A 24136-nucleotide genomic window follows, 5' to 3' on the forward strand; every position below is an offset into this window, starting at 1 on the left:
GACCCAAGTGCCTGTCGTTGTTCCATGTTCTGATGAGCTGGCTGGGGTGGTAGGATTTTTTGTCAACATATTGAAAATTAACAAAATAAAGGAAATGGGGTCAATGGGCAGTGTTCAAAAATCGTTTTGTGTTCAGTATTGTGCTTCACTTTTTCGCTTTTGACTATTTGGACGTTAGCGAGCTCGCCGGTGATACGACTTGCGCGGGATTGGGCGAAAAGCTGACTTTCGCTGCGTCTGCAAACAGTAGGAGCCATCGAGGCGAAGCAGAAATTCAGTCTGTGCCATGGCAGCCAAATTAGTTGGACTAACAGAAGGACATGCATGGTCGAGATTTCGTGACATCCGTTAGACTGTAAGCAGGCGGGTCCTGTGCATCGTCGACGCGCCGCTATTATGGCTGCCGACGTCGTTGGGTGTTCGTCGTTGATGGGCAGCGACGAAGCAAGGGTATTGTCCGCTCTCTAAACTCTGCGTTCAGAGATTTTGATCCCGAAATTGCAAGACATTAAGGGCGACTCGTCAAGTTGATGCGGGATGGTGCTCTTGTCGAATTTTCTTCGGTTGTCGCTGCCGTAACCAGTGGCGTCGAGATACAGCGGGCAATGGCTGAGTTTCCACTATCCCGCGATGACATCCTGTCGCTGGACGCCCAGCCCCTCAATCCCCAGTTCCATTTTATCGCCTGGCTTCAGATAAGTCTGAGGTTCTTGCCCCATACCCACGCCAGGCGGTGTTCCTGTCGAAATCACGTCCCCGGGTTGCAGCGACATAAACTGCGATAGATGCGCAATGACGGTTGCCACACCAAAATGCATCGTTTTGGTTGAACCATCCTGATACCGGTGCCCGTTCACCTCAAGATACATCGGCAGGTTTTGCGGGTCTGGCACCTCGTCTCTTGTCACCAGCCAGGGGCCGATTGGGCCAAACGTATCGGCGGACTTTCCCTTGACCCATTGACCCGAGCGATGGAGCTGAAAATCTCGTTCTGACAAGTCGTTGACCACGCAATACCCGGCTATGTGATCCACGGCTTCGGCCTCGGATACGTATTTGGCCTCTTTGCCGATGACCACGCCCAGCTCCACTTCCCAGTCGGTTTTGACCGAGCCGCGCGGGATTTCGACCGTATCGTTGGGGCCGATGATGGCCGAGGTGGCCTTGAAGAAAATCACTGGTTCAGCAGGGAGTTCCATGCCGCTTTCTGCCGCGTGATCGGCATAGTTCAGACCTATGCAGATGAATTTGCCGACATTGCCAACGCAAGGACCAATGCGTGGATCTCCATCTACCACCGGTAGGCTGTCCGCATCTGTTGCCCGCAATTTCTCAAGAACTGTGTCGCCAAGTGTGTCGCCCGAGATGTCATCGATAACGCCGGAAAGGTCACGCACTGAGCCGTCCGACCCCAAAATACCGGGTTTTTCAGCGCCCTTGGCACCATAACGTAGCAGTTTCATTGTGAGGTTCCTTCCTGCTCAGATCGTCCAGCCGCCATCAATGGCAAAAGGCTGACCCGACGTGTATTTGCTTGCATCACTGGCTAAATACAGAGCCAGTTCTGCGATCTCTTCCGCGGTGCCAATTCGGCCCATCGGCTGACGGGCAATGAAATCAGTCATTGCCTTTTCGTAGTCTCCCGTGTCGCGCAGCCTGTCATGCAGGCTTGGGCTGTCAACGGTGCCGGGGCAAATCGCATTGCATCGGATGCCTTGAGTTACGAAATCGGCGGCCACGGATTTGGTCAGGCCAATTACCGCTGCCTTTGATGCACAATAGGCAAATCGGTTAGGTACGCCCTTTATGGATGATGCGACTGAAGACATATTGATGATTGACCCACCGCCGACTTCAAGCATTCCCGGAAGGGTCAGGCGGATCAGTCTGAACATGGCTTTGACGTTGAGGTCAAAGCTGAAGTCCCAATCCTGTTCTTCACACTCAAGGATAGAGCCTCCCGCAACATAGCCTGCGCAGTTAAACAGAATGTCCAGATTCGGCAGGTCGGCCGCAGCGGCTGTCACAGCTTCATTGTCTGTTACGTCCAGGTTGAGCTGTTCGATACCCGCGATGCCGCCCAATTCGGTTAGAGAAGCATCGTTGATGTCGCTGGCGATCACGCGTGCGCCTTCGGCCGCAAACAATTCGGCGGTTGCGCGGCCAATGCCTTGCCCGGCAGCTGTGATTAGGGCGGTTTTGCCTGCAAGCCGGTTCGATGGTTCGAATGTCGTCATTGGTTGCCTCGCAGTTTCTCGGGTAGAAGATCCGTTGGGATGTCCTGATAACAGACCGGCCGCAGAAAGCGCCGGATCGACAATGTGCCAACGGATGTTGCGCCAAAGTTGGTTGAGGCAGGGTAGGGGCCGCCGTGAACCATGCTGTCGCACACTTCAACGCCGGTCGGGAAGCTGTTGGCCAGTAGGCGGCCCGCCTTTCGTTCCAGCAGCGGAAGCAGCGCCTGAGCGTCGGGTCTGTCGCCTGCGTCCAGATGCAGTGTGCAGGTCAGTTGCCCCTCGATGGTGCGCGCGATCTGTTGCATTTGAGAGGTGTCATTCACGTGCACGATAATGCCCAATGGTCCGAAAACCTCTTCCTGCAGCTTGTGGTCGGCCAGCCAGTCATCGCCGGAAACAGCGAACAAGTAAGGCGCGGCATCGCGTGTCTCGCAACTGGTGCCCATGATCTTGGAAACACCTGTTCCGGCGGCGATGCGCGAAACGCCGTCGCGATAGGCTGCCGCAATTCCATCGGTCAGCATTGTCTGGTCAGCCACCGAAGACAACCCGGTCTCAGCTGCGGACTGAAACGCCTCAGCATCAGGCCCATCAATGATAACGGCAATGCCGGGATTGGTGCAGAACTGACCGGCGCCCATCGTCAGCGAAGCGGCCCAACCTGTGCCGATCTCGGCCCCTCGCGCGGCCGCTGCTTGCGGCAAGATAAACATTGGATTGACCGAGCCCAGCTCGCCAAAGAACGGAATGGGTTCATCCCGCTGCGCGCACAAATCAAACAATGCGCGTCCACCTCCAAGGCTGCCAGTGAAACCTACGGCCCGGATCAGAGGATGTTGCACCAGGCGCGTGCCCACGTCCCGTTTGCCGCCTTGAACCAGTGAAAACACTCCGGGATGAACCCCGGTCGCCTTGATGGCGGCGTCGATGGCCTGCGCCACGATCTCGCCCGTGCCGGGATGGGCCGAATGACCTTTAACGACAATCGGACATCCTGCGGCCAGTGCCGCGGCGGTATCGCCCCCAGCAACCGAGAAGGCCAATGGGAAGTTCGACGCGCCGAATACCGCAACAGGCCCCAGCGGGCGCTGGATCATGCGCAAGTCGGGGCGGGGCAAGGGTGCGCGATCCGGCATCGCCGGGTCATGGCGCATGTCCAGATAATCACCCGCTTCGATGTGATCGGCGAAGAGGCGCAGCTGGCCGACGGTACGGCCACGTTCCCCCTGCAGACGCGCCTCGGGCAAGCCGGTTTCCTGAGTGCCAATCTCGGTAATGGCATCTCCACGCGCGTCAATCTCCTCCGCGATTTTGCGCAGAAATGCGGCGCGCTCGGCGCGCGAGGACCAGCCGAAAGTGGCAAACGCTGCCTCGGCCGCTTCTACTGCGTTATCGACCAATGTCGCTGTCCCCACAGAAAAGTCATGGCTTGGTCCATGCGCAGGTTCGGATGCAAAAGTCGCATCTGCGCCGACCCATTCGCCGGCGATCAGGTGTTTTCCAGATAACATATTCGTTCTCACTTACAGCAGGCCGCGATGGGCGAGGTTTCGCATCAGGTGTGACGCCCCAAACGTCCATTCCGGGCATTCCGTCGACAGGCGCACGGTGTTGGTCAGTGCCCCAAGTTGTGCATTGGCGATGGTGACGACGTCGCCAAGTTTGTGTGTGAATCCACCGCCTGGGGTATCCCGGTCCTGGGTTGGGGCGAAGAGTGTGCCAAGAAACAGCATCAGCCCGTCAGGATATTGGTGGTGGCGTCCGATTGTCTGCTTCACAAGATCGGCAGGATCGCGGCTGATCTGGGACATCGATGAGCTGCCGTTCAGGACAAACCCATCCGGCCCGGTGACGGTCAGCGTCAGCTCAGCTTGACGTACATCGTCCAGTGTGAACCCAATATCGAACAACCGGATCATCTGTCCGATCGCGCAGGAGGCGTTGTTGTCCTTGGCTTTGCTCAACAACAGAGCTGAACGTCCTTCGACATCGCGCAGGTTCACATCATTGCCCAGCGTTGCGCCTTTGATCTCGCCTTTTGAGGTAACGGCCAGTACAACTTCGGGTTCGGGATTGTTCCAGGTTGAAACGGGGTGCAGTCCAATATCTGCACCGAAGCCGACTGACGAAAGTACCTGCGCCTTTGAAAACACCTCGGCATCGGGGCCGATCCCGACTTCCAGATACTGGCTCCAGAGGCCTTCAGCTATCAGTGCTTCTTTTACATCTGCGGCGGCGTCCGATCCCGGTACGATGTTGGAAAGGCTGTCCCCGATCCGGTCTCCGATGCGCGCGCGGATGGCATCGGCTTTGGCAGGATCGCCTGCGGCCTGTTCTTCGATCACACGTTCGACCATGGAGCCCGCAAATGTGACACCGCAGGCTTTAACCGCCTGCAGGTCGCACGGCGCGAGCCATTGGTGGTCGGCGTCAAAAGGGCCGATTTCTTCACCTTGTGCATTGCGCACATAGTCTGTCGCGTCTTCGCGTTCCAGAATGTCCCGGACGGTTGGTGCCGTTTTTGACGTTATATCGACAACCTGCCCATTGCGCAGGGTTACCACGCTGGGCCCAACCCCTGCACGCTCAACACGGCCGAGCCACAGCCCGTTTGGTTCCAATGTAGGTATGGTCATTTTAATCCCTGAGGTTATAGGCGCGGGTGGCATTGCCACCCATGATCGCCTGGCGTTCGTCGTTGCTCAGCTGGTTCAGGAGCGTATCGGTGGTTTCACACCAGCGCTCGTAGCTGCTGGCCAAGGTGCAAACCGGCCAATCGCTGCCCCAGATTAGACGCGACGGGCCGAAAGTGTTCAGCAGGTGATCCACGTAGGGGCGCAGGTCTTCGATCGTCCAATCTGCGGCAGCCTCGGTCACGAGGCCGGACAGCTTGCACCATGCGTTTGTATCCCGGGCCAAGGCCGACATGTTGTCGGACCAATCATGCAAGATTGCGTCTTTGATCAACGGTTTCGACCCATGGTCGATGACCACACGCAAGTCGGGGTAGCGCTGAAGAAGTTGTCTGAGCGGGCCCAGATGTTGGGGCAAGGTCAATGCATCGAATGTCAGGTCATACCGTTGGACAGCCTCGAAAGCTGGAGGCAGTGTGTCGCCGAGCATCCACAAAGGATCAGCAATGTCCTGTATCATCGGGCGAAGGCCAACCAGTGCTGGGTGGGCGGCCAAAGCAGCAATTTGCACGCCAACATCAACGGCTTCAAAATCAACCCAGCCGACAACACCTTTGATAAACGCATTTTGGTCAGCCAGCGAGAGCATGAATTTGGTCTCTGCCACTGTGGGTGCCGCCTGGACAAGGACCGTGCTATTGATCCCGGCAGCTTTGAGCAGGGGCATTAGGTCGTCTGGCGTGAAATCTCGGTAGATCGTGTCCAGAGCAGGCGTCAGCCAGCCATAGTCGCCGCGCGCCAAAGCCCAGAAATGCTGATGCGCGTCGATTCTCATCCGATCACACCCTTTTTTAGGATGATGTTGCCATAAAGCCTGCGCTCGCCTGTCTGAACGATGGCAAAAGCGTTGGCTGCACGGTCGTAGAATGCAAACCGTTCCAAGCCCTGAACTTTGGCCGGGTTGTCGGCAGTCTTGTCGATGATACTTTGAAAGTCCGCGACTGCGTCGGGAACCGCCTCCGGGTCGCCGACAACCTGCATGGTCAACGCCGGATCAGGAACGAAGGTGTCCAGCGGCATCACGGACAAAACAGCTTGCAACACTTCACTGGCCGAAGATCCATCCGCCCGGATGCAGTTCGGGCCGCTACTGGAACCCGGGAAGTTCGCGTCTGCTATGACGATTTCATCCCCGTGACCCATGGCCCTGAGGGTGTACAGGAGCTCCGGCGACAGGATCGGGTCGATGTTACGCAGCATCGGCGGCCTCGCTTGGCAGAGGCGCGTCCGGTCGGATCAGACCTTCGGATCGTAGATCCGACCAAAGACCAGGAGGAATGTCGCGCTCCATCAAGGCCACATTGGACTGGACTTCGGATGCGTTGACGGCTCCAGGCACCACTGTTTTGACGCACGGATGACCCAGAACAAATTGCAACGCCGCAGCGATCAACGGTGTGTTGTGGGCCGCGCAAACTGCTTCGATCTTACGGACCCGGTTTAGAATGTCTTCGGGCGCGTCTGCATAATTGTATTTAGCGCCGGGCACAGCTCCAGTGGCGAGAACGCCTGAATTGTAAGGTCCCCCGAGGATGATCCCGACATCGCGCTGCTCACATAATGGCAGGAAACTGTCGAGCGCTTCCTGCTCCAGCAGGGTATAGCGCCCGGCCAGCAGGAACCCGTCAAAATCCCCCAGTCCAAGCAGCCTTTCGCAGACCTGCCATTCGTTTACGCCCGCGCCGATTGCAGCGATCTCGCCTGCGTCGCGCAGTTCGGTTAGCGCTTTATAACCCCCGCCATCAAAAAGCTCGCGCACCTTGGCGTCCGACATTTCCTGGCTGCCCTGGCTGAAGACACAGACATCATGCACCAAAAGAATGTCAGAGTTGGCTACACCGATCCTGTCGCGGCTGGCCTCGTAAGACCGCATGACTCCGTCATAGGTATAGTCGAACACGATCCGTTTCTGTGGCACATCGACGAAGGCTTCGGGTGTCACCTCATGCGGTTCGCAATCCAGTAACAAGCGACCAATCTTGGTTGAGAGTTGAATGTTCTCGCGACCGAACCGGTCGATCGCCTGCCCAAACCGATGTTCTGACCGGCCAAGCCCATATTGCGGCGCGGTGTCAAAAAATCGGATGCCTGCATCATAGGCGGCCTGCAACGCCGCCTGCGCGTCCTCATCCGAGACTTTGCGATACAGGTTCCCCAACGGCGCCCCGCCAAAACCCATGCGGGTCAGGGGAACAGGCCGTGTGGTACGGTTGTTCAGTAATTCTGTCTGGGAAACGATCATCCTGCCTCGCTATTCGACTGTGGAGTAAGGTTGAACAAATCGGGATTTTGCTTTTCCAGTTGTTCGATGCGCGGCATCAACTGCCCAAGATGGGTACGCATAGCGTCCTGCGCAGCCTGTTCGTCGCGATTGCTTATTGCTTCGAAAATCGCCCGGTGTTCTGCCAATGTCTCAGCTATTCGGCCGGGTGTCGGCAGCAGCAACATACGGGCGCGGCTGACCTGCAACGATACGGTTTGCGCAACGTCCGCAAGACGGCGGAATCCGGTGAACTCCATCAGTAAGCCGTGGAACTCTTCGTCTGCCTGATAAAAGCCAGGGATGTCCTCATCCTCGATCAGCAGTTCCTGCAGACGCATGTTGCGGCTCAACCGTTTGCGCTGATCGTCGGTCAGATCGCGTGCGACCTTCGCGACGGTTGCAAGCTCAAGCGCCTCGCGCAGGAAAGCGCCTTCGCGAATTTCATCCATCGAGAAATAGGACACGCGGGTGCCGGATTGCGGCACCACATCCACCAGCCCTTCGGAGGCCAGACGCGCGATCGCGTCGGCAACAGGTGCTCGAGATACGCCCAATCTCTCGCACACTGGCGCCTTCCGGAGATTCGCCCCGGGAGGGAAATCAAGCGAGAGAATCGCCTGTTTCAAAGAGTGGTGAACCCGTTGAGTCAGTGGCCCTTCGATAGTCGTGATCTCGGGCAGCAGCGCAGCATCAATATCTTGGTGTTTGTTCATGCTGAGCAATTTAGCATTCTAACATGTTAGTTGACAAGTAGTGATTTTGGATTTAGCAACATTGGCCAAGCAAGCGGGGAAGAGATGCAAGCACACGGCGGCATAGATGTTTTGGAAGAGGCGACGCGCGACGTCGTGAAGCTTAATCCGCAGGACAATATCGTCATTGCTTTGCGCGACCTGCAGGCGGGTGAACAACCAGCGCATGTTCCAGTGCCCTTGACCGCGTCTGTCACCCGCGGTCACAAGATTGCGGTGTCATCAATCCAGGCTGGCGAAAACGTTGTTCGCTATGGCCAGATTATCGGGCAGGCTAAATGTGATATCGCACCGGGTGAACATATCCACGTGCACAACCTTGGCATGGGGGCGCATCAGCAAGACTACGCACATGCCAGCGCGAACGCGCCACTGCCTGCTCTGACTGAAGAGCGGACATTCGACGGATACCATCGCACCGACGGTAAGGTGGGAACCCGAAACTACATCGGTATTCTGACCACCGTGAATTGTTCGGGGTCCGTGGCGCGCTTCATCGCTGAGGCGGCGGAAAAATCCGGGCTGCTGGACAGCTTCCCAAATGTGGATGGCGTGGTGCCTATTGTGCATGGGACCGGCTGCGGAATGTCCGGCAAGGATGAGGGTTATGCCACCCTGTTCCGAACCCTGTCCGGGTACGCCCAGCATCCGAATTTCGGGGGTATCCTGCTGATTGGTCTGGGGTGTGAGGTCATGCAGGTCGCAGACCTGGTTGGCGGTCGTCCAATCCGCGCTAACGGTGCCCTGCGCTACATGACTATTCAGAATGAGGGCGGAACGCGGCGCACAATCGAGCGGGGGCTCGAAGAACTGCGAGGCATCGCCGAACTGGCCAATCAAGCCGAACGCGCCCCCGCTCCGATCAGTGCCATTACGGTCGGCATGCAATGTGGCGGCTCGGACGGATATTCGGGGATCACTGCGAATCCCGCGCTGGGGTATGCCTCGGATCTGCTGGTGCGCCACGGGGGCACGACGATCCTGTCGGAAACCTCGGAAATCTACGGGGCAGAGCATCTGCTGACGCGGCGGGCCGAAACGGTCGAAGTTGGTGAAAAGCTGATCGAACGTATCCACTGGTGGGAGGACTACACCGCCCGCAACTGCGGTGAGATGGACAACAACCCGAGCCCCGGCAACAAGCGCGGTGGCCTGACAACCATTCTTGAAAAATCGCTGGGAGCCGTTGCCAAAGGCGGCACAGCTCCTCTGCGCGACGTCTACAAATTCGGTGAGATGGTAGACAAGCACGGGTTTGTCTTCATGGACAGCCCCGGTTTTGATCCGTGTTCGGTGACCGGACAAGTGGCCTCGGGCGCGAACCTGATCGTGTTCACCACTGGGCGCGGGTCGGTGTCCGGATATCAGCCGACGCCTTGTATCAAACTGGCCACCAATTCCGAGATGTATGCCCGAATGGCCGACGATATGGACCTGAACTGCGGTGACATCGTGACCAACGGGATCAGCATCGAGGCAAAAGGCGAAGAGCTGTTTGAAATGCTCATCCGCGTCGCCTCGGGAGAAAAGACCAAAAGCGAGGAACTTGGCTTTGGGGGCGTTGAATTCGTCCCCTGGCAAATCGGCGCGGTGATGTAAACCGCGTTGGGCCCAAGGGAGAGGGGCACATGGGAGGGAAAATGAATAAATTGGTCGAAATGACGGGGATTGATAAGTTCTTCCCCGGCGTGCACGCGCTGAAATCCGTGCAGTTCGATCTTGAACCGGGCGAAGTTCACGCGCTGATGGGGGAGAACGGGGCCGGGAAAAGTACGCTGATGAAGATCCTGTCGGGTATCTATCAGCGCGATGGTGGGACGCTGAAGATCGAAGGGCGCGAAGTTAGTCCGACAACCCCGCGTGAAGCACAGGATCTGGGCGTCGGGATCATCCATCAGGAACTGAGCCTGATGAATGACCTGACTGTCGCTCAGAACATTTTCATCGGGCGAGAACCGCGCAAGAGTTTTGGTCGTTTGGATGAGGCTGCGCTGAATGCGCAGACAGCCGAAATCTTTGCTTCGATGAATCTCAGCCTCGATCCCAGGGCGCCGGTGGGCAACCTGACCATCGCAAAACAGCAGATGGTCGAGATCGCCAAGGCACTGTCCTTTCGGTCCAAAGTGCTCATCATGGACGAGCCTACGGCGGCCCTGAATGACGCCGAAATTGCCGAGCTGTTCGTCATCATTCGCCGCCTCAAGGCCGAGGGCGTTGGTATCGTTTACATCAGCCACAAGATGGACGAGCTCAAGCAGATCTCGGATCGCGTGACGGTCATGCGTGATGGGGAATATGTCGGAACAGTTGGTGCTGCCGAAACCCCCATCAGCCAGATCATTGCCATGATGGTCGGCCGTGAGGTCAAAGAAGAACCGCTGGACGTGCCCGATCTGGGTGATGCTGAGATGTCTCTGCAGGTCACCGGGCTGAGCCGGAGCAACGAAATTCAGGACGTCAGTTTCTCGGTCCAAAAGGGTGAAATTCTGGGCTTTGCCGGTCTGATGGGCGCAGGTCGTACCGAGGTTGCACGGGCTATCTTCGGGGCCGACCCCAAGGATAGCGGAGAAATCCGGGTACATGGTCAGGTGGTGTCGATCAAATCACCCACCGACGCCGTCAAAGCGGGGATCGGATACCTTTCCGAAGACCGAAAGCACTTCGGCCTCGCCACTGGTATGAACGTGCGCGACAACATCGCGCTTGCCTCGATGGACCTGTTCACCGGCGCAGGCGGAGTTCTGCATGATGGAGACATCAGCGACACCGCAAAAAGCTACATCCAGCAATTGGGCATTCGAACACCATCGGATGTGCAGGAGGTTCGCCTGCTGTCAGGCGGCAACCAGCAGAAAGTTGTCATCGCCAAATGGCTGCTGCGTGACTGCGATATTCTGATCTTTGACGAACCCACCCGCGGCATCGACGTCGGCGCAAAATCCGAGATTTACAAGCTGCTGGAAGAACTGGCGGGACAGGGCAAGACGATCATCGTGATCTCATCCGAACTGCCCGAAATCATGCGCCTCAGCCATCGCATCGCCGTGATGTGTGAAGGGCGACTGACCGGCATTCTGCCCGGCGGAAAAGACACCACACAAGAAGACATCATGCATCTGGCCACGCAACGTGCGGCGGCGATGCAGGTAACAGGGACAGTCCAATGACCACAGCAACCGACATCGAAAAGAAAAAGCCACTCTCGGGCCTTGCGGACAGTGGCGCGTATCAAAAGCTGTTGGCCTTTGCCAGTTTGATCGTTCTGCTGATCGGCTTTTCCATTGCATCACCCAACTTCATGCAGACCTCGAACATGATCGCCATTCTGCAGGCAACGTCGGTCAACGGCGTTCTGGCCGTCGCAGCAACGCTGGTCATTATCACGGGTGGGATTGATCTGTCCGTTGGTACGCTGATGACCTTCTGCGCCGTGATCGCGGGCGTGGTGTTAACGTATCTCGGCATGCCCTTGCTGTTGGGCGTTGCCGCAGCCATTGCGGCGGGCGCATTTTGCGGACTTTGCTCAGGCACTTTCGTCGCGAAAATGAAAATTCCGCCTTTCATCGCCACGCTTGGGATGATGCTGATCCTTAAAGGCCTGTCGCTGGTGATCTCGGGGACGCGGCCAATATATTTCAACGACACGCCGGGCTTCGACCTGATTTCGCGCGGGTCACTGATCGGAGAGGTTTTCCCTTCGCTGCCCATCCCCAACGGTGTGCTGATCCTGTTCCTTGTGGCCATCGCGGCATCGTACATTCTGGGGCGCACGGTTCTGGGCCGTTATACATTTGCGCTTGGCTCAAATGAGGAAGCGGTGCGTCTGTCCGGCGTGAACACCGACATGTGGAAGATGCGCATTTATGCGCTGGCCGGAGCGATCTGCGGCATCGCCGGAATCTTGATCGCCTCGCGCCTGAACTCGGCGCAACCGGCATTGGGGCTGGGTTACGAGCTGGAAGCGATCGCCGCCGTGGTGATCGGCGGCACGTCCCTGTCCGGCGGGCGCGGCACCATTCTGGGCACGCTGATTGGCGCCCTGATCATGGCGGTGCTGACCAACGGATTGCGTGTGCTGTCCGTCGCGCAGGAATGGCAGACCGTTGTGACCGGCGCAATCATCATCCTGGCCGTCTATGCCGATATGGCACGGCGCAAGAAATCGGGATGACCAAGCAGCTAATTCAAAGACCAAAACGACCAACTGGAGGAGAAAACATGTTATCACGTCGTTTCATTCTGGGTGCGCTGAGTGCAGCCACCCTGGCAGGACCCGCCTCGATGGCGGCGGCCGAAGAGATCTACATCCCGCTGGTATCCAAAGGCTTCCAGCATCAGTTCTGGCAGGCCGTGAAGTCGGGTGCGGAGCAGGCGGCTGACGAATTTGATGTCACCATCACGTTCGAAGGCCCGGACAATGAGACCATGGTGGACCGTCAGATCGACATGCTGGCTGCCGCTCTGGCCAACAACCCCAAAGCCATTGGTTTTGCCGCTCTGGATAGCCAAGCTGCAATCCCGCTTTTGAAGCAGGCCAACGAAAAGGGCATTCCGATCATTGCTTTCGACAGCGGCGTTGACAGTGACATTCCGCTTTCAACCGCGACAACGGACAACCTGGCAGCAGCCGGACTCGCAGCCGACAAGATGGCAGAGAAAATTGGTGGCAAGGGCAAAGTCGCAGTTGTCGCGCATGACCAGACCAGCCGCACCGGCATCGATCGTCGCGACGGCTTCGTGAACCGAATGGCCGAGAAATACCCGGATATCGAAGTTGTCACGGTTCAGTACGGCCAGGGCGACCACCTGAAATCGACCGAAGTCACCAAGGCGATCCTGACGGCGAACCCTGATCTGAATGGCATCTTCGGCACCAACGAAGGTTCGGCCATCGGTGTTGTGAACGGCGTTCAGGAACTGGGCACCGAGGGTTTGATCATCATCGGCTATGACAGCGGTAAAGCCCAGAAAGACGCAATCAAGAGCGGTCTGATGGCCGGCGCGATCACGCAAAACCCGGTCGGCATCGGCTACGAGACGGTGAAGGCAGCGGTGGCGGCTCTGAACGGGGAAGAGGTTCCAGGTCTGATCGACACAGGCTTCTACTACTACGATGCCTCGAACATTGACGACCCGAAGATCTCGGCCGTTCTGTACGACTAAGTACCACCACTCACGCTGTCCGGCCTGTCTTTTGGGCGGGCCGGATGGTTTCATCTGCAGATTTTCAGGTGAATTGATACCAAGGCGTGCGGGGCAGGGGCATTCGGGTCGCTACGCTGGCTTGCAATTGAGCCGCCGTCGTTTTTAGCGCATCAATGACAAATTCGCGGCGGTTGTCGATCAGGGCGGAAGCGAAATGCGGAATCGTCAGTGAAGCGATCACGGATTGTCCCATACCATGACGGATAGGTGTCGAAATCTCGCTTATGGCGTTGCTCTCGGGGCTGCCGAGCGAAATGTAGTTCTGATCGGCGCAGACTGCCGCTTGATCAGAAAACTCTTGCAGAGAGTCTGGGTTTTCCTCCGATGAAATTTTGCGAAGATAGGCTAAGCGATCTTCGCGTGAGGAAATTTCCGAAAGAAAACACGCCCCGGCCGATGTCTGAAACACGGGCGTTGTGTAACCGACTTGCACCGTGACACCGTAGTTCTGGGACGATGAGACACTGTTGATCACAATCAGCTCGTCTTTTCCATTGGGCACCCAAAGGTGGTTTGACAGTTCGATCTCTTCGGCCAAACGGTTCATATAGGGCTCAGCCAATTCCGCGAGTTTGCTGTTGTCTGTGCGGTCTCCACCCAGCAAAGCAAGCTTTCCAGTTAGTTTGAACAGGTCACCTTCCTGGCGGTCGATGTATCCGCGTTCCTCCAGCACGATCATCATGCGAAAGATTTCGTTCTTCGATCGGCCAATACCCTGCGCAAGCTGAGAAAGGGTAGGGGCAGTGTCCGACAAAGAAAGAAACTCAAGAATATCCAATCCCTTCTCCAAAGCGGGAGCCGAGTACTTTTGGAGTTTCGTTTTTTGCTCGGACATTCGCGGCACCTTTTTTCGAAGCTTTCTCAAAAAAGACAGCAGGGGCGCAAGCCCCTGCGTGTCCGACCGGCCACCCCGACAGGGAGGAGAAAGGAAACCGGCCTGATTGGTCCTTACAGGCCGTTTTTCTTCAGGATTTCTCCTGCGTTATCGGCAGTGATTGCCTCGGTGCCCATGACGACCGACTTTGGCACCTCTTCGCCTTTCAGGTGTTTCAGTGCCTGACGAAGACCTTCGGCACCGGGAGTTGGATACAGGAATGTGGCCGACAGTTCGCCATTGGCGACCCAGGTCACGCCTTCACCTGGCAAAGCGTCAACACCGATGAAGATGATGTCATCCGCGCGGCCAGCGTCCTTGGCGGCCAGATATGCACCATAAGCCATCGGATCGTTGTGGCCGTAAACCATTGTGATGTCTTCGTAGTTGCGGAGGGCGGTCGACATGATGTCGTACGCCTGATCCTGTTTCCAATCGCCCGACTGCTGATCAAGCAGGAAGGTCACGCCTTTTTCGCCTTCAAACGCCTCATGGAAACCATTTGCGCGGTCATGGGCAGCTTGTGTTCCCAGGCCTCCCCAGATCTCAATGATGGTGCCTTTTGCTGCACCCGCACCGCCCAGCTGGTCCAGCGCAAACTTACCGGCTTCGCGGCCGATCAGTTCGTTGTCGCCGCCGACCCATTGAACGAACTTTTCGGTGTCCACGTTGCGGTCCAGAACAAAGACAGGGATGCCAGCGTCTGTTGCCTGCTCGACCACACCGGTCAGACCAGCGGATTCCTTGGGCGAGATCAGGATCGCGTCAACTTCCTGACGGATAAAGTTCTCAACATCGGCCACCTGCTTTTCGGTGCGGTCGTTGGCGTCCGCAATGATCAGCTCGACATTGTCGTGCTGGTCCGCTTCGGCACGCAGATCCTTGTTGAATTGGACACGCCAGGGCTCAACTGTGGTTACCTGCGAAAAACCGATCACATAGTTGTCAGCCGCAAGTACCATCGAGGCCGAAAACGAGGTTACGAGCGCGGTGGCGGCCATCAGGCCCTTGCCAAATACTCTTCTTTTCATAGTCTACTCCTTAGTCATGATGCGGGTTTCTCCAAATTCCCGCGTTCTGATTGCTCTAACCTTGGTCCGCCAAGATCTGAGGTTAGAGCCTCCTCCCTCTGCCGAGGCGCTCTTTCGCCATGACAAAGATCTCTTCAAATCGCCCTTCCTGAAGCAGGACGGCGACCACGATGATGATGCCCTTGAGCACCAGCTGCGTGTTGCTGTCGATGTTGTTGAGTTGCAGGATGTTGCTGAGGAAGCCAAAGATCAGCACTCCAACAAATGTCCCCATGATCGCCCCACGACCGCCCATGAGGCTGGTGCCACCGATCACAACGGCTGCAATCGCATCCAGTTCCAGTCCCAATCCGGCATCTGGTTTACCCTGACGGAATTGTGCGACGTATAGCACACCAGCCAGCGCCGAGAGGCCTCCAGCCAATGCGTAGGTGATGATCTTGTTGCGCCCCACATTGATGCCGGCCAGACGTGCGGCCTCTTCATTGCCGCCGATGGCCATGAGGTAGCTGCCAAAAGTGGTGAACCGTGTGATCAGGAAAAAGACCAACAGGACGCCAAGGAAGAAAAGCCCGGGTACGGGCAGGACGCCCCACAGCAACTCACGCAACACTTCGAAATTTTCAGTCGCATTGCTGCCGGTGTAGACCGGATAAACAGCCGTATCTTGCCCTGCAATGACGCGCGCCAGACCCAGCGCACCCACCATCATCGCCAGCGTCACGATAAAGGGTTGCAGGCGGCCATAGACGATCAGTGCACCGTTCACCGTGCCCATGACGGCGCCAATACAAGGCACCACGATCAGAACTGCAAGAACACCGAACTTTGGCATGACCTGCCCGGCCAGCCAGACCATCACGCCAATTGCGATCGCAGCAGCAATCAGCCGACTCAGCATCCGCGACGGCGCGCTTGTTGTTGCTGCTGTTTCAGAGGTGCGGTTCAGGTTGCTTTGGACGAAATAGATCAGGGCCGCGATGGTCACAAAAAGGACAATCCCGGTCGCAGGAACGCCAAAGTAACTTGCTGCGGTCCAGCCTTCCTGGGTGAGCAGCATGGCGCAGATCACCGTGCCCAAAGCCATGACAGACCCAACGGACAGATCGATGCCTGCGATGAAAATCACCATCGTCATACCGACCGCGACAATCCCGGTGACCGACACCTGACGCAGGATGTCCGTCAGGTTCCCAAGCGACAGAAAGATATTGTTGCCCTTCGAAGAAAGGGGTGAGGTCAGCGCACCAAACAGGATCAGGGCGAACAGCCCCCAATACAGTTTGGTTTTGCTCAATAGCTGCATGAACATTGCCGCACCTGGGCGGTCTTGTTTCACTGTCGGGCTGTTGGGTTCCATAACGGTCATGTCTTTTCTCTTTTGTGGGCCGGGGCAGTTAGCGGAACTGCATCGCCAGGGCCTTGATTGAATCCACGGACATTTCTTTTCGGGAAAGCTCTCCGGCCATCTGGCCTTCGCACAGCACAATCATGCGGTCACAGACGGCCATGAACTCAGAAAGCTCAGAACTTGCGAACAAAACCGAGATACCCTGATCCGCCAGTCGTCCGACCAGGTCATAGATTTCGTCCTTGGCGCCGATGTCGATACCGCGTGTGGGCTCATCCAGCAGAAGGACACGGGGCTGCGTTGCCAGCCATTTGCCCAGAACCACCTTTTGCTGATTGCCCCCGCTGAGTTTGCCAACCGGATGCTCGGGGCCGGTTGCCGCAACCTTGAGTGTTTCGATGGCCTTAAGTGCTTGTTTGCGCTGTTCAGCCTCGGAAAATCGCCCAAAACGGGACTGCAAAGGCATCAACGGCAATGCCACGTTTGATGAGATCGAGCGATCAAGGATCAGGCCGTTGCCCTTGCGATCTTCGGTGATTAGTGCCAACCCGTTGCGCACCCCGTCCTGAGGTTTGATGGGCCGCAGTTGATTGCCTTCCAGCGTTACTTCACCCTGATAGCTGGCACCTCTTGCGCCGAACAATGTCTCCAGCAACTCAGTCCGACCCGCCCCCAAAAGTCCGCCGATACCCAGAATCTCTCCGCGCTTGAGATCGAATGAAACGTCGTCCAGCACTTTACGTTTGCCGTCCCAGGCCGACAGATTGGCGACCTGCAATACGGTTTCATCGGTCGCCGGGTTCTGGCGTTCAACGGCGTTGATCTCGACCGTGCGACCGACCATCATGCGGATCAGTTCGGCTGACGTTGTCTCAGAGGCCAACCGCGTACCGATCAGGTCACCATCCCTTAAAACCGTAACCCGGTCGGAAATTTCAAACACTTCATCCATTCGGTGCGAGATGTAGACTACGGCAACCCCTTGTAGGGCCAGATCGCGCACGACCTCCATCAGAATGTCAGCCTCAGCCTGCGACAGCGCTGAGGTGGGTTCGTCCATGATCAGCAGTCGCGCATTCATCAACAATGCGCGAGCGATTTCGACAAGTTGCTGCTCGCCCACGCGTAAATCTTTGACCGGTGTGTCAATGTCCAGCGTGAACCCGAAGCGAGCCAACGCCTTCTTTGCCTATTCCCGCAGCGCTTTGCGGTCGATGAATGCGCCGAACTTCCGGGGCTCATGCCCAAGCAGGACATTTTCGGCCACCGTCATTTCCGGGATCAGGCTGAGTTCCTGATGCATGATGACGATGCCGTGCTTTTCGGCATCGCGTGGGGCATCGAATTCTACGGTTTCACCATCAATCTGGAATTTTCCAAATGTGGGTCTCTGTACGCCAGAGATGATTTTGACGAGCGTGCTTTTCCCGGCACCATTCTCGCCCATCAAAGTGTGGATTTCGCCGCCGTCGAAAACGAGGTCGACATCTCGGAGAACAGATACACCCGAAAACGACATTCCGATCCCGCTGAGGGACACGGTGATCTGGCTTTCGGTTCCTTGTTGCGCACGCAGCGCGGATTCTTGTTTCGCCATCACAGCGCCTCCCTTCGCCGATCTAAACGATTCACCGTAAAACGGTTTCATATACGAAACCATAAGCGCCAGCGGGGCGTCAAGAGGTATTTTCCCTGGAGCGAATAAGGAATTGTTTAGGTGCCTGATCAGACCTTGAAGTCAGCAAGCATAGTGCAGGTTTCGAACTTTCAAATTTCTCTTAGTACTCTGTTATTTAACATAATAATTGGAGTCATGTGTCTGTCTTGGACAATTCAAAGAAAGAAAAGCCACCACCGAATTCCTACCCGCTTGCCTTGATCATTCGACTGGCATTGCCCATTTTGAGTGTTTCACCAGTGAAAGTACTTTGGGTATTTTTCTCGACAGCGCGAAGTTAGTCGATAACTTCGCAGTCGATTTCGAAGGAAACTTTCTTGCGAAGAAATTTGCTGAGATCGTTCGCGAAAGGCAGTAGCCAACGACGGCCTTGGGCCGTTACTTTTTTGGGACGTCAGGCGGAAAGCGGTCATTAGCTGCAGTTAGCACCAAGGTCCGCCAGGTCCGATGTGCGGGATCAAAGCAGCCACTGGCACCATGAACTCATTCGATTAACTTGGCCGGGTTCCCGCGATTGTCGGCGCTCTACCAGTTCAGTCAGTTCGCAGTATCGGTCAATAAAGGTTCAAAGTGGTATTTGGTCGCTGCAGTCACAAAGATATGCTCAGGGCCGCCAGCAGCAAAAAACAGATTTGCCCCTGCTCCCTGCCACAAGCGATTTGGGTAGGGGATCAGACATTCTGCAAGTCGACCGTTGATGAAAGTTCCAGTCTTGGATGTCTCGATCTCCACGCTCCAACCTTCACTATCTCTAAGGAATTCCCTATCCGCCCTCACGATGACAGTGACGAGTTCGACATCGATCTCGTTTGCAAACTTGAAGCAGACAAGGCCACCTTCACTCAGAAAGAGCTAAAACGGCGCGTTGGCGAAGAGATCAAAGCCTATGCAAAAGCCAATTCCATGAACAACGATCCCGAAGAAGGGAAGCGTTGCTGGACACTCGTTTACAGCAAGGATGACAAGTTCCACATGGACATCCTGCCCGCCCTGCCTGACGAAGGTGGATTTCGTACCTACCTCGAAAACAGGGGCCACATGCAAGCGGCTTCGCAGGCGCATGTTGTAGATCATGCCATCGCCATCACCGATCAGCTCGACGAAAACTACGACCGCTACTCCGACGCCTGGCCCGTCAGCAACCCTAAAGGTTTTGCCCTCTGGTTCGCCTCAAAGCACCGGCAAGAGGTGGAGCGGCGGAAGAAAATCCGGGTCAACGACGGCACCTATATGAAGGTGGACGACGTGCCGGATTACAAGGTCAAAACTCCCCTTCAACAAACCATTCAGCTGCTCAAGCGCCACCGGGACAATATGTTCAAGGGAAGCGATGATGCTCCTATCTCGATCATCATTACGACCCTTTCGGCACACAGCTATCGGGGTGAGCAAAGCCTGTCGGCCGCGTTGAAAACGATCCTGACCGATATGGAAAATCACATCGAAAACAGAGGTACGGAGAAGTGGGTTGTCAATCCGGTGAATCCGGAAGAGAGCATGAGGTAGGGGCCGGCATGATAACGGGGTTTGCGCGACCGCGCGCCGGGCCGATTTCTTGCTGGCTGTGTCACAGCATGTGTCACAGTTTCCGAATGCTGTGACACATCGTATTTTCCTGAGGCTCTGTCGCCCCTTATTTTCCTGGCTTTTCTGGAAAAGGTGGCTGTGCTTGCAGTTTGCAGCTAGCTAGTCTGCACAAGTTTCCCTGTTAACAGGGAAAATACAGGGAAAACTAGCGACTTCACCGATTTTTGGGGCTTAGCACCTAGATTACTTCGGATAAAACAAAGGGTTGGGTACGATTTCCCTAAGACTGGTAACAGGGAAAATATAAGTAGCTATTAGCGAAATTTTTCCAAGGAACAGGGACGCGAACAACTAATTCGAATGAAGCAAATGGCGTCTGATTTGAAGAAGGGAGAATGTTTCACGCTGTTGTCGGCAGCTGCGCCCCGATTAGCCCCTCACATCAGTTATCCTGGTCAAATTTATCGTCGACGCCAAGTTGGCGCACTGCATCAAGCAGATCCAATATAGCCTCCTCTGCCACAGCGAGCTTGACTGCCACCATCAGATCATCGCGGCCTGCCATCGCCAGAAAAGTCCCCAGTACTTCATCAGAGTGCCGCGCCAATGAGATTAAATGGGTTCCGCTCGGGCCATAGTTTCCCGAGAACCAGTTCTTTACAGTCTTCTCATTGGCTCCCGTCCAAACCGCCACGGTCTTCACACCAGCCCGGCTGTCGCCAAGCGACCGCTTCAGTGCCGAGGCGACTTCATCGGCAAAGCAGCCACTCGTCTGTTGCCTCCCAACTTCATTATATTTATTTTCCTTTGGAAAGAACTTGCCCTTTTTCGGAAACGACATTCCACACTCCTTCGCTTTAAATGAATGCGAAGAATTCAGCCGTTGATTCTGACGGTAGCGATAGATTTGACCGAATAGTAAGGAGATGGTTTGTGAAAGGTCGATGGGCGCCGCATTCTAACAATAGTAACGAGCTGCCCGAATCCGACGTGCCGGCTGTCGCCTATATACGGATGTCGACCGACCACCAGAAATATTCTACCGAAAACCAGCTGGACATCATACGGAACTACGCCACAGCACGGGGCCTGCAGATCTTGCGCGTTTTTGAGGACTCCGGTCGATCCGGGTTGCGGTTGGACGGTCGCGAGGCTTTGCAGAACCTGATGGCAGAGGTCCGAACCGGTCACGCGGATTTCAAGGCCATTCTGGTCTATGACGTTAGTCGCTGGGGTCGGTTTCAGGATGCTGATGAAGGGGCTTATCACGAGCATGTTTGCTCCCGCGCGGGGATCCGTGTTCACTATTGCGGCGAGCAGTTTGAAAACGACGGCAGTATCGGTTCAAACCTGCTGAAAACTGTCAAGCGGGTGATGGCGGGCGAGTACAGCCGTGAGCTTTCTGTGAAAGTGTTCGCCGGGCAGTGCAGGCTGGTCGAGCTTGGCTATCGCCAGGGCGGTGCGGCCGGATACGGCCTGCGTCGGTTGCTCATCGACGAACAGGGCAATCCGAAGGGTGAATTATCCCGCGGCGAACAGAAGAGCCTTCAGACCGACCGTGTTACTCTTGTGCTGGGCCCTCGTCACGAACAGGACCTCGTGCGACGCATGTACCGGATGTTTGTCGAGGATGGCCAATCGGAGCGTGAGATTGCGGAAACCCTGAATGCCGAAGGGCATCGGACAGATCTTGAGCGACCATGGTCCCGGGCATCGGTGCACCAGATCCTGACCAACGAAAAATACATCGGCAACAACGTTTACAATAAGGTGTCCTTCAAGTTGAAGCAGCGCCGCGTTGTGAATCCCCGGGAGATGTGGATTCGCGCTGAGGGTGTCTATCCGGCTATTGTGGATGAAGTGCTGTTCCTGCGTGCACGCGAAATCGTTGACGCGCGCAGTCAGCATTTCACGGACGAAGAATTGCTCGAAGCTCTGCGCAGTGTTCTGCAAAAGAAAGGCGTTTTGTCCGGACTGATCATCGATGAACAGGACAACCTGCCGTCGTCCAGCACATTCCGTAGCCGGTTTGGCAGTCTGCTGCGCGCCTACCAGATGATCGGTTACGAGCCGGAGCGCGATTATCGCTACATCGAGGTCAACAGGGCCTTGCGGCAGGCTCATCCGGGGATTGTAGCGCAGATCGTTGAAGGTGTCGCAATGGGTGGCGGAATGGCCGTGCAGGATCCGAACACAGGCTTGATCCGCATCAACGATGAATTCACTGCATCGGTGGTGCTTTCCCGCTGCTTTGAAACTCAGGGCGGGTCCCTGCGATGGCGAATTCGTCTTGATACTGGCCTCGTTCCCGACATTACGATTGCCGTGAGGATGGATGAATTGAACGAATTACCGCGGGATTACTACCTGTTGCCGAGCATCGACATGACCATGGCCAGACTTCGGTTGGCCGAACAAAACGGACTATCGCTCGATGCCTATCGCTTTGACACGTTGGATTATTTCTACGCGCTCGCTGACCGGGTCCAGATCACGGAGGCCGCCTGATGACCGACAACGCTCACGTTATTGCCCAAAAGCACGTCACGCTTATCCCCATTGACCGAATTCGCATTCTCAATCCCCGTGTACGCAACCGACGCACCTTTGAAGAAATGGTGGAAAACATAGCAAAGATTGGTCTGAAACGACCGATTACCGTGGCGCTACGCGCCGGAGCAGAACCTGCGGAATATGATCTCGTCTGTGGACAGGGTCGGCTCGAGGCGTTCATGGAGCTTAAACAGGATGTTATCCCTGCTATCATTATCGAAGCCGATGAGAGCGACTGTCTTGTCATGAGTCTCGTGGAGAACTGTGCGCGCCGCCAGCACAACCCGATCGACCTGATGCGCGAGATCGGCAATCTTCGGAAGCGCGGATACAACGACCGCCAGATCGCAAACAAGATAGGTGTCACCTCGGATTACGTCGGCATGATCGCGGGGCTTCTGGAACGTGGAGAAGAACGACTGGTCTCAGCTGTGGAAACTGGACTTCTGCCGCTGAATCTCGCCATCGACATTTCGAAGACAGATGCCGAGGGCGGTCAACGGGCTCTAATGGACGCCTACACCCAGAAGAAACTGCGCGGAAAGAAGCTGGCCGCTGTGCGCCGTCTCATCCAGCAACGTGATGTACGGGGCCCGCACCTTCATAGAAACCGCTATGGCCGAAGCGACGGCGCCAAACGGCGTCTGACAAGCGACGCGCTCGTTCGTGCTTATCAACAGGAAGCGGAGCGCCAGAAGATACTTATTAAAAAGGCCGAGCTGACGCAGGGCCGCCTGATGTTCGTCGTGGAGGCGTTTCGTGCGTTGCGCGATGATGATCACTTCGTGACGCTTCTGCGCGCGGAAGGGTTGGACACCCTGCCCACATATCTCAGTCAATCGCTGGACGCAGGAGCGGCCGAATGAGCCGAGGCAAGCGCAAAACCCCGGGCGCGGTTGCTCTCGGTTTTGAGAGTGATTGCGTTACTTTACCGGTAGAGGCTGTCTTGCCCGTTAAGGCGTTAAGCGCATCGGTCAAATCCAGCCGCAAGTACCGCCAGATCACCGCGTCGATCAAAGAGGTTGGCTTGGTCGAACCGCCGGTGGTCACGCGATCTATGGGTGAGCATGATACCTACATGCTGCTCGATGGACACATCCGGATCGAGGTGCTGAAAGAACTCGGCATAAAGCGGGTCGAATGCCTAATTTCCACGGACGACGAGGCTTTCACCTACAATAAGCGGATCAGCCGACTTGCACCGATCCAGGAGCATAAGATGATCCGCAAGGCTATCGAGCGCGGGGTCTCCGAGGAAAAGATCGCCCTTGCGCTGGATCTCAATCCTCGCAGCATTGTGCGCAAGGCAAGGTTGCTGGACGGTATCTGCGAAGAGGCAGTGGGCCTTCTGAAGGACAAACACTGCGCGACGGCTGTGTTCGAGACACTGCGCAAGATGAAGGCAGTGCGCCAGATCGAGGCGGCCGAGCTGATGATCAACGTGAACAACTACACTCCGGCATACATCTCGGCAATCCTTGTGGGAACGCCTCAGGCTCAGTTGGTGGACACGAAAAAGCCTAAGAAGAAGGGAATTACTCCCGAGGCTATGGAGCGCATGGAAGAGGAACTGGCCCGACTGCAGGAAGGTATCACCTCGATTCAGGACTCTTATGGGAAGGATCATCTGCAGCTGACTGTCGTAAAAGGGTATTTGGGAAAGCTGCTCCAGAACGCCCGTATCGTCCGGTACCTCATGCAGCACCGACCGGAATTTCTCGCGGAATTCCAAGCTATCACCGAGATGGCTTCCACCCCGCCACCCGAGGCGCAATAGGCGAAGTAATCAGAACTGAAGGGGACCCGGACCCGATAAGCGCGGGGACCGCAGGAGACGCCGGACGGCGGGTCGGATCGAGCGCGGGGGTGGGGATGGCGGCGAACCCGTTCGGAGCCCACCAGGTCGGCCGAGTTTTCGCCGACTGCGCAACCGATCATGTGGTTGCGAAATCTGCAGGCGTGCTGAGAGGTA

At 56.3% G+C, this 24136-nt stretch carries 21 protein-coding genes and 1 pseudogene; 8 read left to right on the top strand and 14 right to left on the bottom strand.

The window, feature by feature from the left end; all coding sequences use genetic code 11:
- Nucleotides 1–620: 620 nt before the first annotated feature.
- Genes GS632_RS19005 through GS632_RS19040 form a run of 8 tightly spaced genes read right to left on the bottom strand, consistent with a single transcriptional unit; the run spans nt 621 to nt 7906 of the window.
- On the bottom strand, nt 621–1463 hold the full coding sequence (locus GS632_RS19005) for a fumarylacetoacetate hydrolase family protein (RefSeq protein ID WP_171239102.1): 843 nt from the start codon (nt 1461–1463) through the stop codon (nt 621–623).
- 18 nt (nt 1464–1481) lie between these two features.
- The gene (locus tag GS632_RS19010; protein ID WP_171175759.1) at nt 1482–2237 is read right to left on the bottom strand and encodes an SDR family oxidoreductase; all 756 of its coding nucleotides are present in this window, start codon (nt 2235–2237) and stop codon (nt 1482–1484) included.
- A complete protein-coding gene (locus tag GS632_RS19015; protein ID WP_171239101.1) occupies nt 2234–3748 on the bottom strand; it encodes an aldehyde dehydrogenase (NADP(+)) in 1515 nt (504 codons plus the stop codon). Before GS632_RS19015 ends, GS632_RS19010 begins: the two co-directional genes overlap by 4 nt.
- A 12-nt stretch (nt 3749–3760) precedes the next feature.
- Nucleotides 3761–4873 (bottom strand): fumarylacetoacetate hydrolase family protein, encoded by a 1113-nt coding sequence (locus GS632_RS19020; RefSeq protein WP_171175755.1) that lies wholly within the window; start codon nt 4871–4873, stop codon nt 3761–3763.
- A gap of 1 nt (nt 4874) precedes the next feature.
- Nucleotides 4875–5705, bottom strand: coding sequence for an amidohydrolase (locus GS632_RS19025; RefSeq protein ID WP_171175753.1), 831 nt, complete (start codon nt 5703–5705; stop codon nt 4875–4877).
- Nucleotides 5702–6130, bottom strand: coding sequence for an RbsD/FucU family protein (locus GS632_RS19030; protein WP_171175751.1), 429 nt, complete (start codon nt 6128–6130; stop codon nt 5702–5704). Before GS632_RS19030 ends, GS632_RS19025 begins: the two co-directional genes overlap by 4 nt.
- Nucleotides 6120–7172, bottom strand: a complete 1053-nt coding sequence (locus tag GS632_RS19035) for an aldo/keto reductase (RefSeq protein WP_171175749.1) — start codon at nt 7170–7172, stop codon at nt 6120–6122. Before GS632_RS19035 ends, GS632_RS19030 begins: the two co-directional genes overlap by 11 nt.
- Nucleotides 7169–7906 carry a GntR family transcriptional regulator gene (locus tag GS632_RS19040; RefSeq protein WP_171175747.1) on the bottom strand — a complete coding sequence of 246 codons (738 nt, stop codon included), beginning with the start codon at nt 7904–7906 and terminating at the stop codon, nt 7169–7171. Before GS632_RS19040 ends, GS632_RS19035 begins: the two co-directional genes overlap by 4 nt.
- Before the next feature lie 84 nt (nt 7907–7990).
- On the opposite strand from GS632_RS19040, the gene GS632_RS19045 reads away from it, so the two are divergent.
- From GS632_RS19045 to GS632_RS19060, 4 genes are read left to right on the top strand one after another with little or no spacing between them, the layout of a single operon-like run.
- The gene (locus GS632_RS19045; RefSeq protein WP_171175745.1) at nt 7991–9544 is read left to right on the top strand and encodes a UxaA family hydrolase; all 1554 of its coding nucleotides are present in this window, start codon (nt 7991–7993) and stop codon (nt 9542–9544) included.
- A gap of 41 nt (nt 9545–9585) precedes the next feature.
- Nucleotides 9586–11112 carry a sugar ABC transporter ATP-binding protein gene (locus GS632_RS19050; protein WP_171175743.1) on the top strand — a complete coding sequence of 509 codons (1527 nt, stop codon included), beginning with the start codon at nt 9586–9588 and terminating at the stop codon, nt 11110–11112.
- Nucleotides 11109–12116 carry an ABC transporter permease gene (locus GS632_RS19055; RefSeq protein WP_170423121.1) on the top strand — a complete coding sequence of 336 codons (1008 nt, stop codon included), beginning with the start codon at nt 11109–11111 and terminating at the stop codon, nt 12114–12116. Before GS632_RS19050 ends, GS632_RS19055 begins: the two co-directional genes overlap by 4 nt.
- 47 nt (nt 12117–12163) lie before the next feature.
- Nucleotides 12164–13108, top strand: a complete 945-nt coding sequence (locus GS632_RS19060; RefSeq protein WP_171175741.1) for an ABC transporter substrate-binding protein — start codon at nt 12164–12166, stop codon at nt 13106–13108.
- 64 nt (nt 13109–13172) lie between these two features.
- Here the strand turns inward: GS632_RS19060 and GS632_RS19065 are convergent, their stop codons facing one another.
- The 5 genes and pseudogenes from GS632_RS19065 to GS632_RS22220 all read right to left on the bottom strand — a co-directional run.
- The gene (locus GS632_RS19065) at nt 13173–13985 is read right to left on the bottom strand and encodes an IclR family transcriptional regulator (protein WP_171722360.1); all 813 of its coding nucleotides are present in this window, start codon (nt 13983–13985) and stop codon (nt 13173–13175) included.
- 113 nt (nt 13986–14098) lie between these two features.
- Nucleotides 14099–15055 (bottom strand): substrate-binding domain-containing protein, encoded by a 957-nt coding sequence (locus GS632_RS19070; RefSeq protein WP_171722359.1) that lies wholly within the window; start codon nt 15053–15055, stop codon nt 14099–14101.
- A gap of 82 nt (nt 15056–15137) precedes the next feature.
- On the bottom strand, nt 15138–16424 hold the full coding sequence (locus GS632_RS19075; RefSeq protein WP_216601857.1) for an ABC transporter permease: 1287 nt from the start codon (nt 16422–16424) through the stop codon (nt 15138–15140).
- Between the two features lie 28 nt (nt 16425–16452).
- Nucleotides 16453–17487 (bottom strand): sugar ABC transporter ATP-binding protein, encoded by a 1035-nt coding sequence (locus GS632_RS19080; protein WP_371811106.1) that lies wholly within the window; start codon nt 17485–17487, stop codon nt 16453–16455.
- Nucleotides 17461–18066, bottom strand: a pseudogene (locus GS632_RS22220) (ATP-binding cassette domain-containing protein); the annotation flags it as partial. The gene GS632_RS19080 and the pseudogene GS632_RS22220, both read right to left, overlap by 27 nt.
- A gap of 618 nt (nt 18067–18684) precedes the next feature.
- Here GS632_RS22220 and GS632_RS19085 point away from each other — a divergent pair.
- On the top strand, nt 18685–19590 hold the full coding sequence (locus tag GS632_RS19085; RefSeq protein ID WP_171722358.1) for a nucleotidyltransferase: 906 nt from the start codon (nt 18685–18687) through the stop codon (nt 19588–19590).
- 463 nt (nt 19591–20053) lie between these two features.
- On the opposite strand, the gene GS632_RS19090 is transcribed toward GS632_RS19085, so the two are convergent.
- Nucleotides 20054–20452 (bottom strand): hypothetical protein, encoded by a 399-nt coding sequence (locus GS632_RS19090; RefSeq protein WP_171175729.1) that lies wholly within the window; start codon nt 20450–20452, stop codon nt 20054–20056.
- A gap of 92 nt (nt 20453–20544) precedes the next feature.
- Here GS632_RS19090 and GS632_RS19095 point away from each other — a divergent pair, with 92 nt between their 5' ends.
- Genes GS632_RS19095 through GS632_RS19105 form a run of 3 tightly spaced genes read left to right on the top strand, consistent with a single transcriptional unit; the run spans nt 20545 to nt 23941 of the window.
- A complete protein-coding gene (locus GS632_RS19095; RefSeq protein ID WP_371810131.1) occupies nt 20545–22119 on the top strand; it encodes a recombinase family protein in 1575 nt (524 codons plus the stop codon).
- Nucleotides 22119–23030 (top strand): plasmid partitioning protein RepB C-terminal domain-containing protein, encoded by a 912-nt coding sequence (locus tag GS632_RS19100; RefSeq protein WP_171175727.1) that lies wholly within the window; start codon nt 22119–22121, stop codon nt 23028–23030. The genes GS632_RS19095 and GS632_RS19100 overlap by 1 nt, the downstream gene beginning before the upstream one ends.
- Entirely contained in the window at nt 23027–23941 is a 915-nt protein-coding gene (locus GS632_RS19105; RefSeq protein WP_171175724.1) for a plasmid partitioning protein RepB C-terminal domain-containing protein, read from the top strand. The genes GS632_RS19100 and GS632_RS19105 overlap by 4 nt, the downstream gene beginning before the upstream one ends.
- Nucleotides 23942–24136: the final 195 nt, after the last annotated feature.

It is taken from the genome of Ruegeria sp. HKCCD7296, assembly GCF_013110775.1.
Classification (GTDB): Bacteria; Pseudomonadota; Alphaproteobacteria; order Rhodobacterales; family Rhodobacteraceae; genus Ruegeria.

What these genes read in the sequence shown, in the direction of transcription:
- GS632_RS19090 (WP_171175729.1), bottom strand. Translation starts at nt 20,452, where the DNA reads ATGTCGTTTCCGAAAAAGGGCAAGTTCTTTCCAAAGGAAAATAAATAT.
- GS632_RS19020 (WP_171175755.1), bottom strand. Translation starts at nt 4,873, where the DNA reads ATGACCATACCTACATTGGAACCAAACGGGCTGTGGCTCGGCCGTGTT.
- GS632_RS19100 (WP_171175727.1), top strand. Translation starts at nt 22,119, where the DNA reads ATGACCGACAACGCTCACGTTATTGCCCAAAAGCACGTCACGCTTATC.
- GS632_RS19075 (WP_216601857.1), bottom strand. Translation starts at nt 16,424, where the DNA reads ATGACCGTTATGGAACCCAACAGCCCGACAGTGAAACAAGACCGCCCA.
- GS632_RS19030 (WP_171175751.1), bottom strand. Translation starts at nt 6,130, where the DNA reads ATGCTGCGTAACATCGACCCGATCCTGTCGCCGGAGCTCCTGTACACC.
- GS632_RS19055 (WP_170423121.1), top strand. Translation starts at nt 11,109, where the DNA reads ATGACCACAGCAACCGACATCGAAAAGAAAAAGCCACTCTCGGGCCTT.
- GS632_RS19015 (WP_171239101.1), bottom strand. Translation starts at nt 3,748, where the DNA reads ATGTTATCTGGAAAACACCTGATCGCCGGCGAATGGGTCGGCGCAGAT.
- GS632_RS19005 (WP_171239102.1), bottom strand. Translation starts at nt 1,463, where the DNA reads ATGAAACTGCTACGTTATGGTGCCAAGGGCGCTGAAAAACCCGGTATT.
- GS632_RS19085 (WP_171722358.1), top strand. Translation starts at nt 18,685, where the DNA reads ATGCTCAGGGCCGCCAGCAGCAAAAAACAGATTTGCCCCTGCTCCCTG.
- GS632_RS19035 (WP_171175749.1), bottom strand. Translation starts at nt 7,172, where the DNA reads ATGATCGTTTCCCAGACAGAATTACTGAACAACCGTACCACACGGCCT.
- GS632_RS19070 (WP_171722359.1), bottom strand. Translation starts at nt 15,055, where the DNA reads ATGAAAAGAAGAGTATTTGGCAAGGGCCTGATGGCCGCCACCGCGCTC.
- GS632_RS19105 (WP_171175724.1), top strand. Translation starts at nt 23,027, where the DNA reads ATGAGCCGAGGCAAGCGCAAAACCCCGGGCGCGGTTGCTCTCGGTTTT.
- GS632_RS19045 (WP_171175745.1), top strand. Translation starts at nt 7,991, where the DNA reads ATGCAAGCACACGGCGGCATAGATGTTTTGGAAGAGGCGACGCGCGAC.
- GS632_RS19010 (WP_171175759.1), bottom strand. Translation starts at nt 2,237, where the DNA reads ATGACGACATTCGAACCATCGAACCGGCTTGCAGGCAAAACCGCCCTA.
- GS632_RS19060 (WP_171175741.1), top strand. Translation starts at nt 12,164, where the DNA reads ATGTTATCACGTCGTTTCATTCTGGGTGCGCTGAGTGCAGCCACCCTG.
- GS632_RS19025 (WP_171175753.1), bottom strand. Translation starts at nt 5,705, where the DNA reads ATGAGAATCGACGCGCATCAGCATTTCTGGGCTTTGGCGCGCGGCGAC.
- GS632_RS19080 (WP_371811106.1), bottom strand. Translation starts at nt 17,487, where the DNA reads ATGAATGCGCGACTGCTGATCATGGACGAACCCACCTCAGCGCTGTCG.
- GS632_RS19040 (WP_171175747.1), bottom strand. Translation starts at nt 7,906, where the DNA reads ATGAACAAACACCAAGATATTGATGCTGCGCTGCTGCCCGAGATCACG.
- GS632_RS19050 (WP_171175743.1), top strand. Translation starts at nt 9,586, where the DNA reads ATGAATAAATTGGTCGAAATGACGGGGATTGATAAGTTCTTCCCCGGC.
- GS632_RS19065 (WP_171722360.1), bottom strand. Translation starts at nt 13,985, where the DNA reads ATGTCCGAGCAAAAAACGAAACTCCAAAAGTACTCGGCTCCCGCTTTG.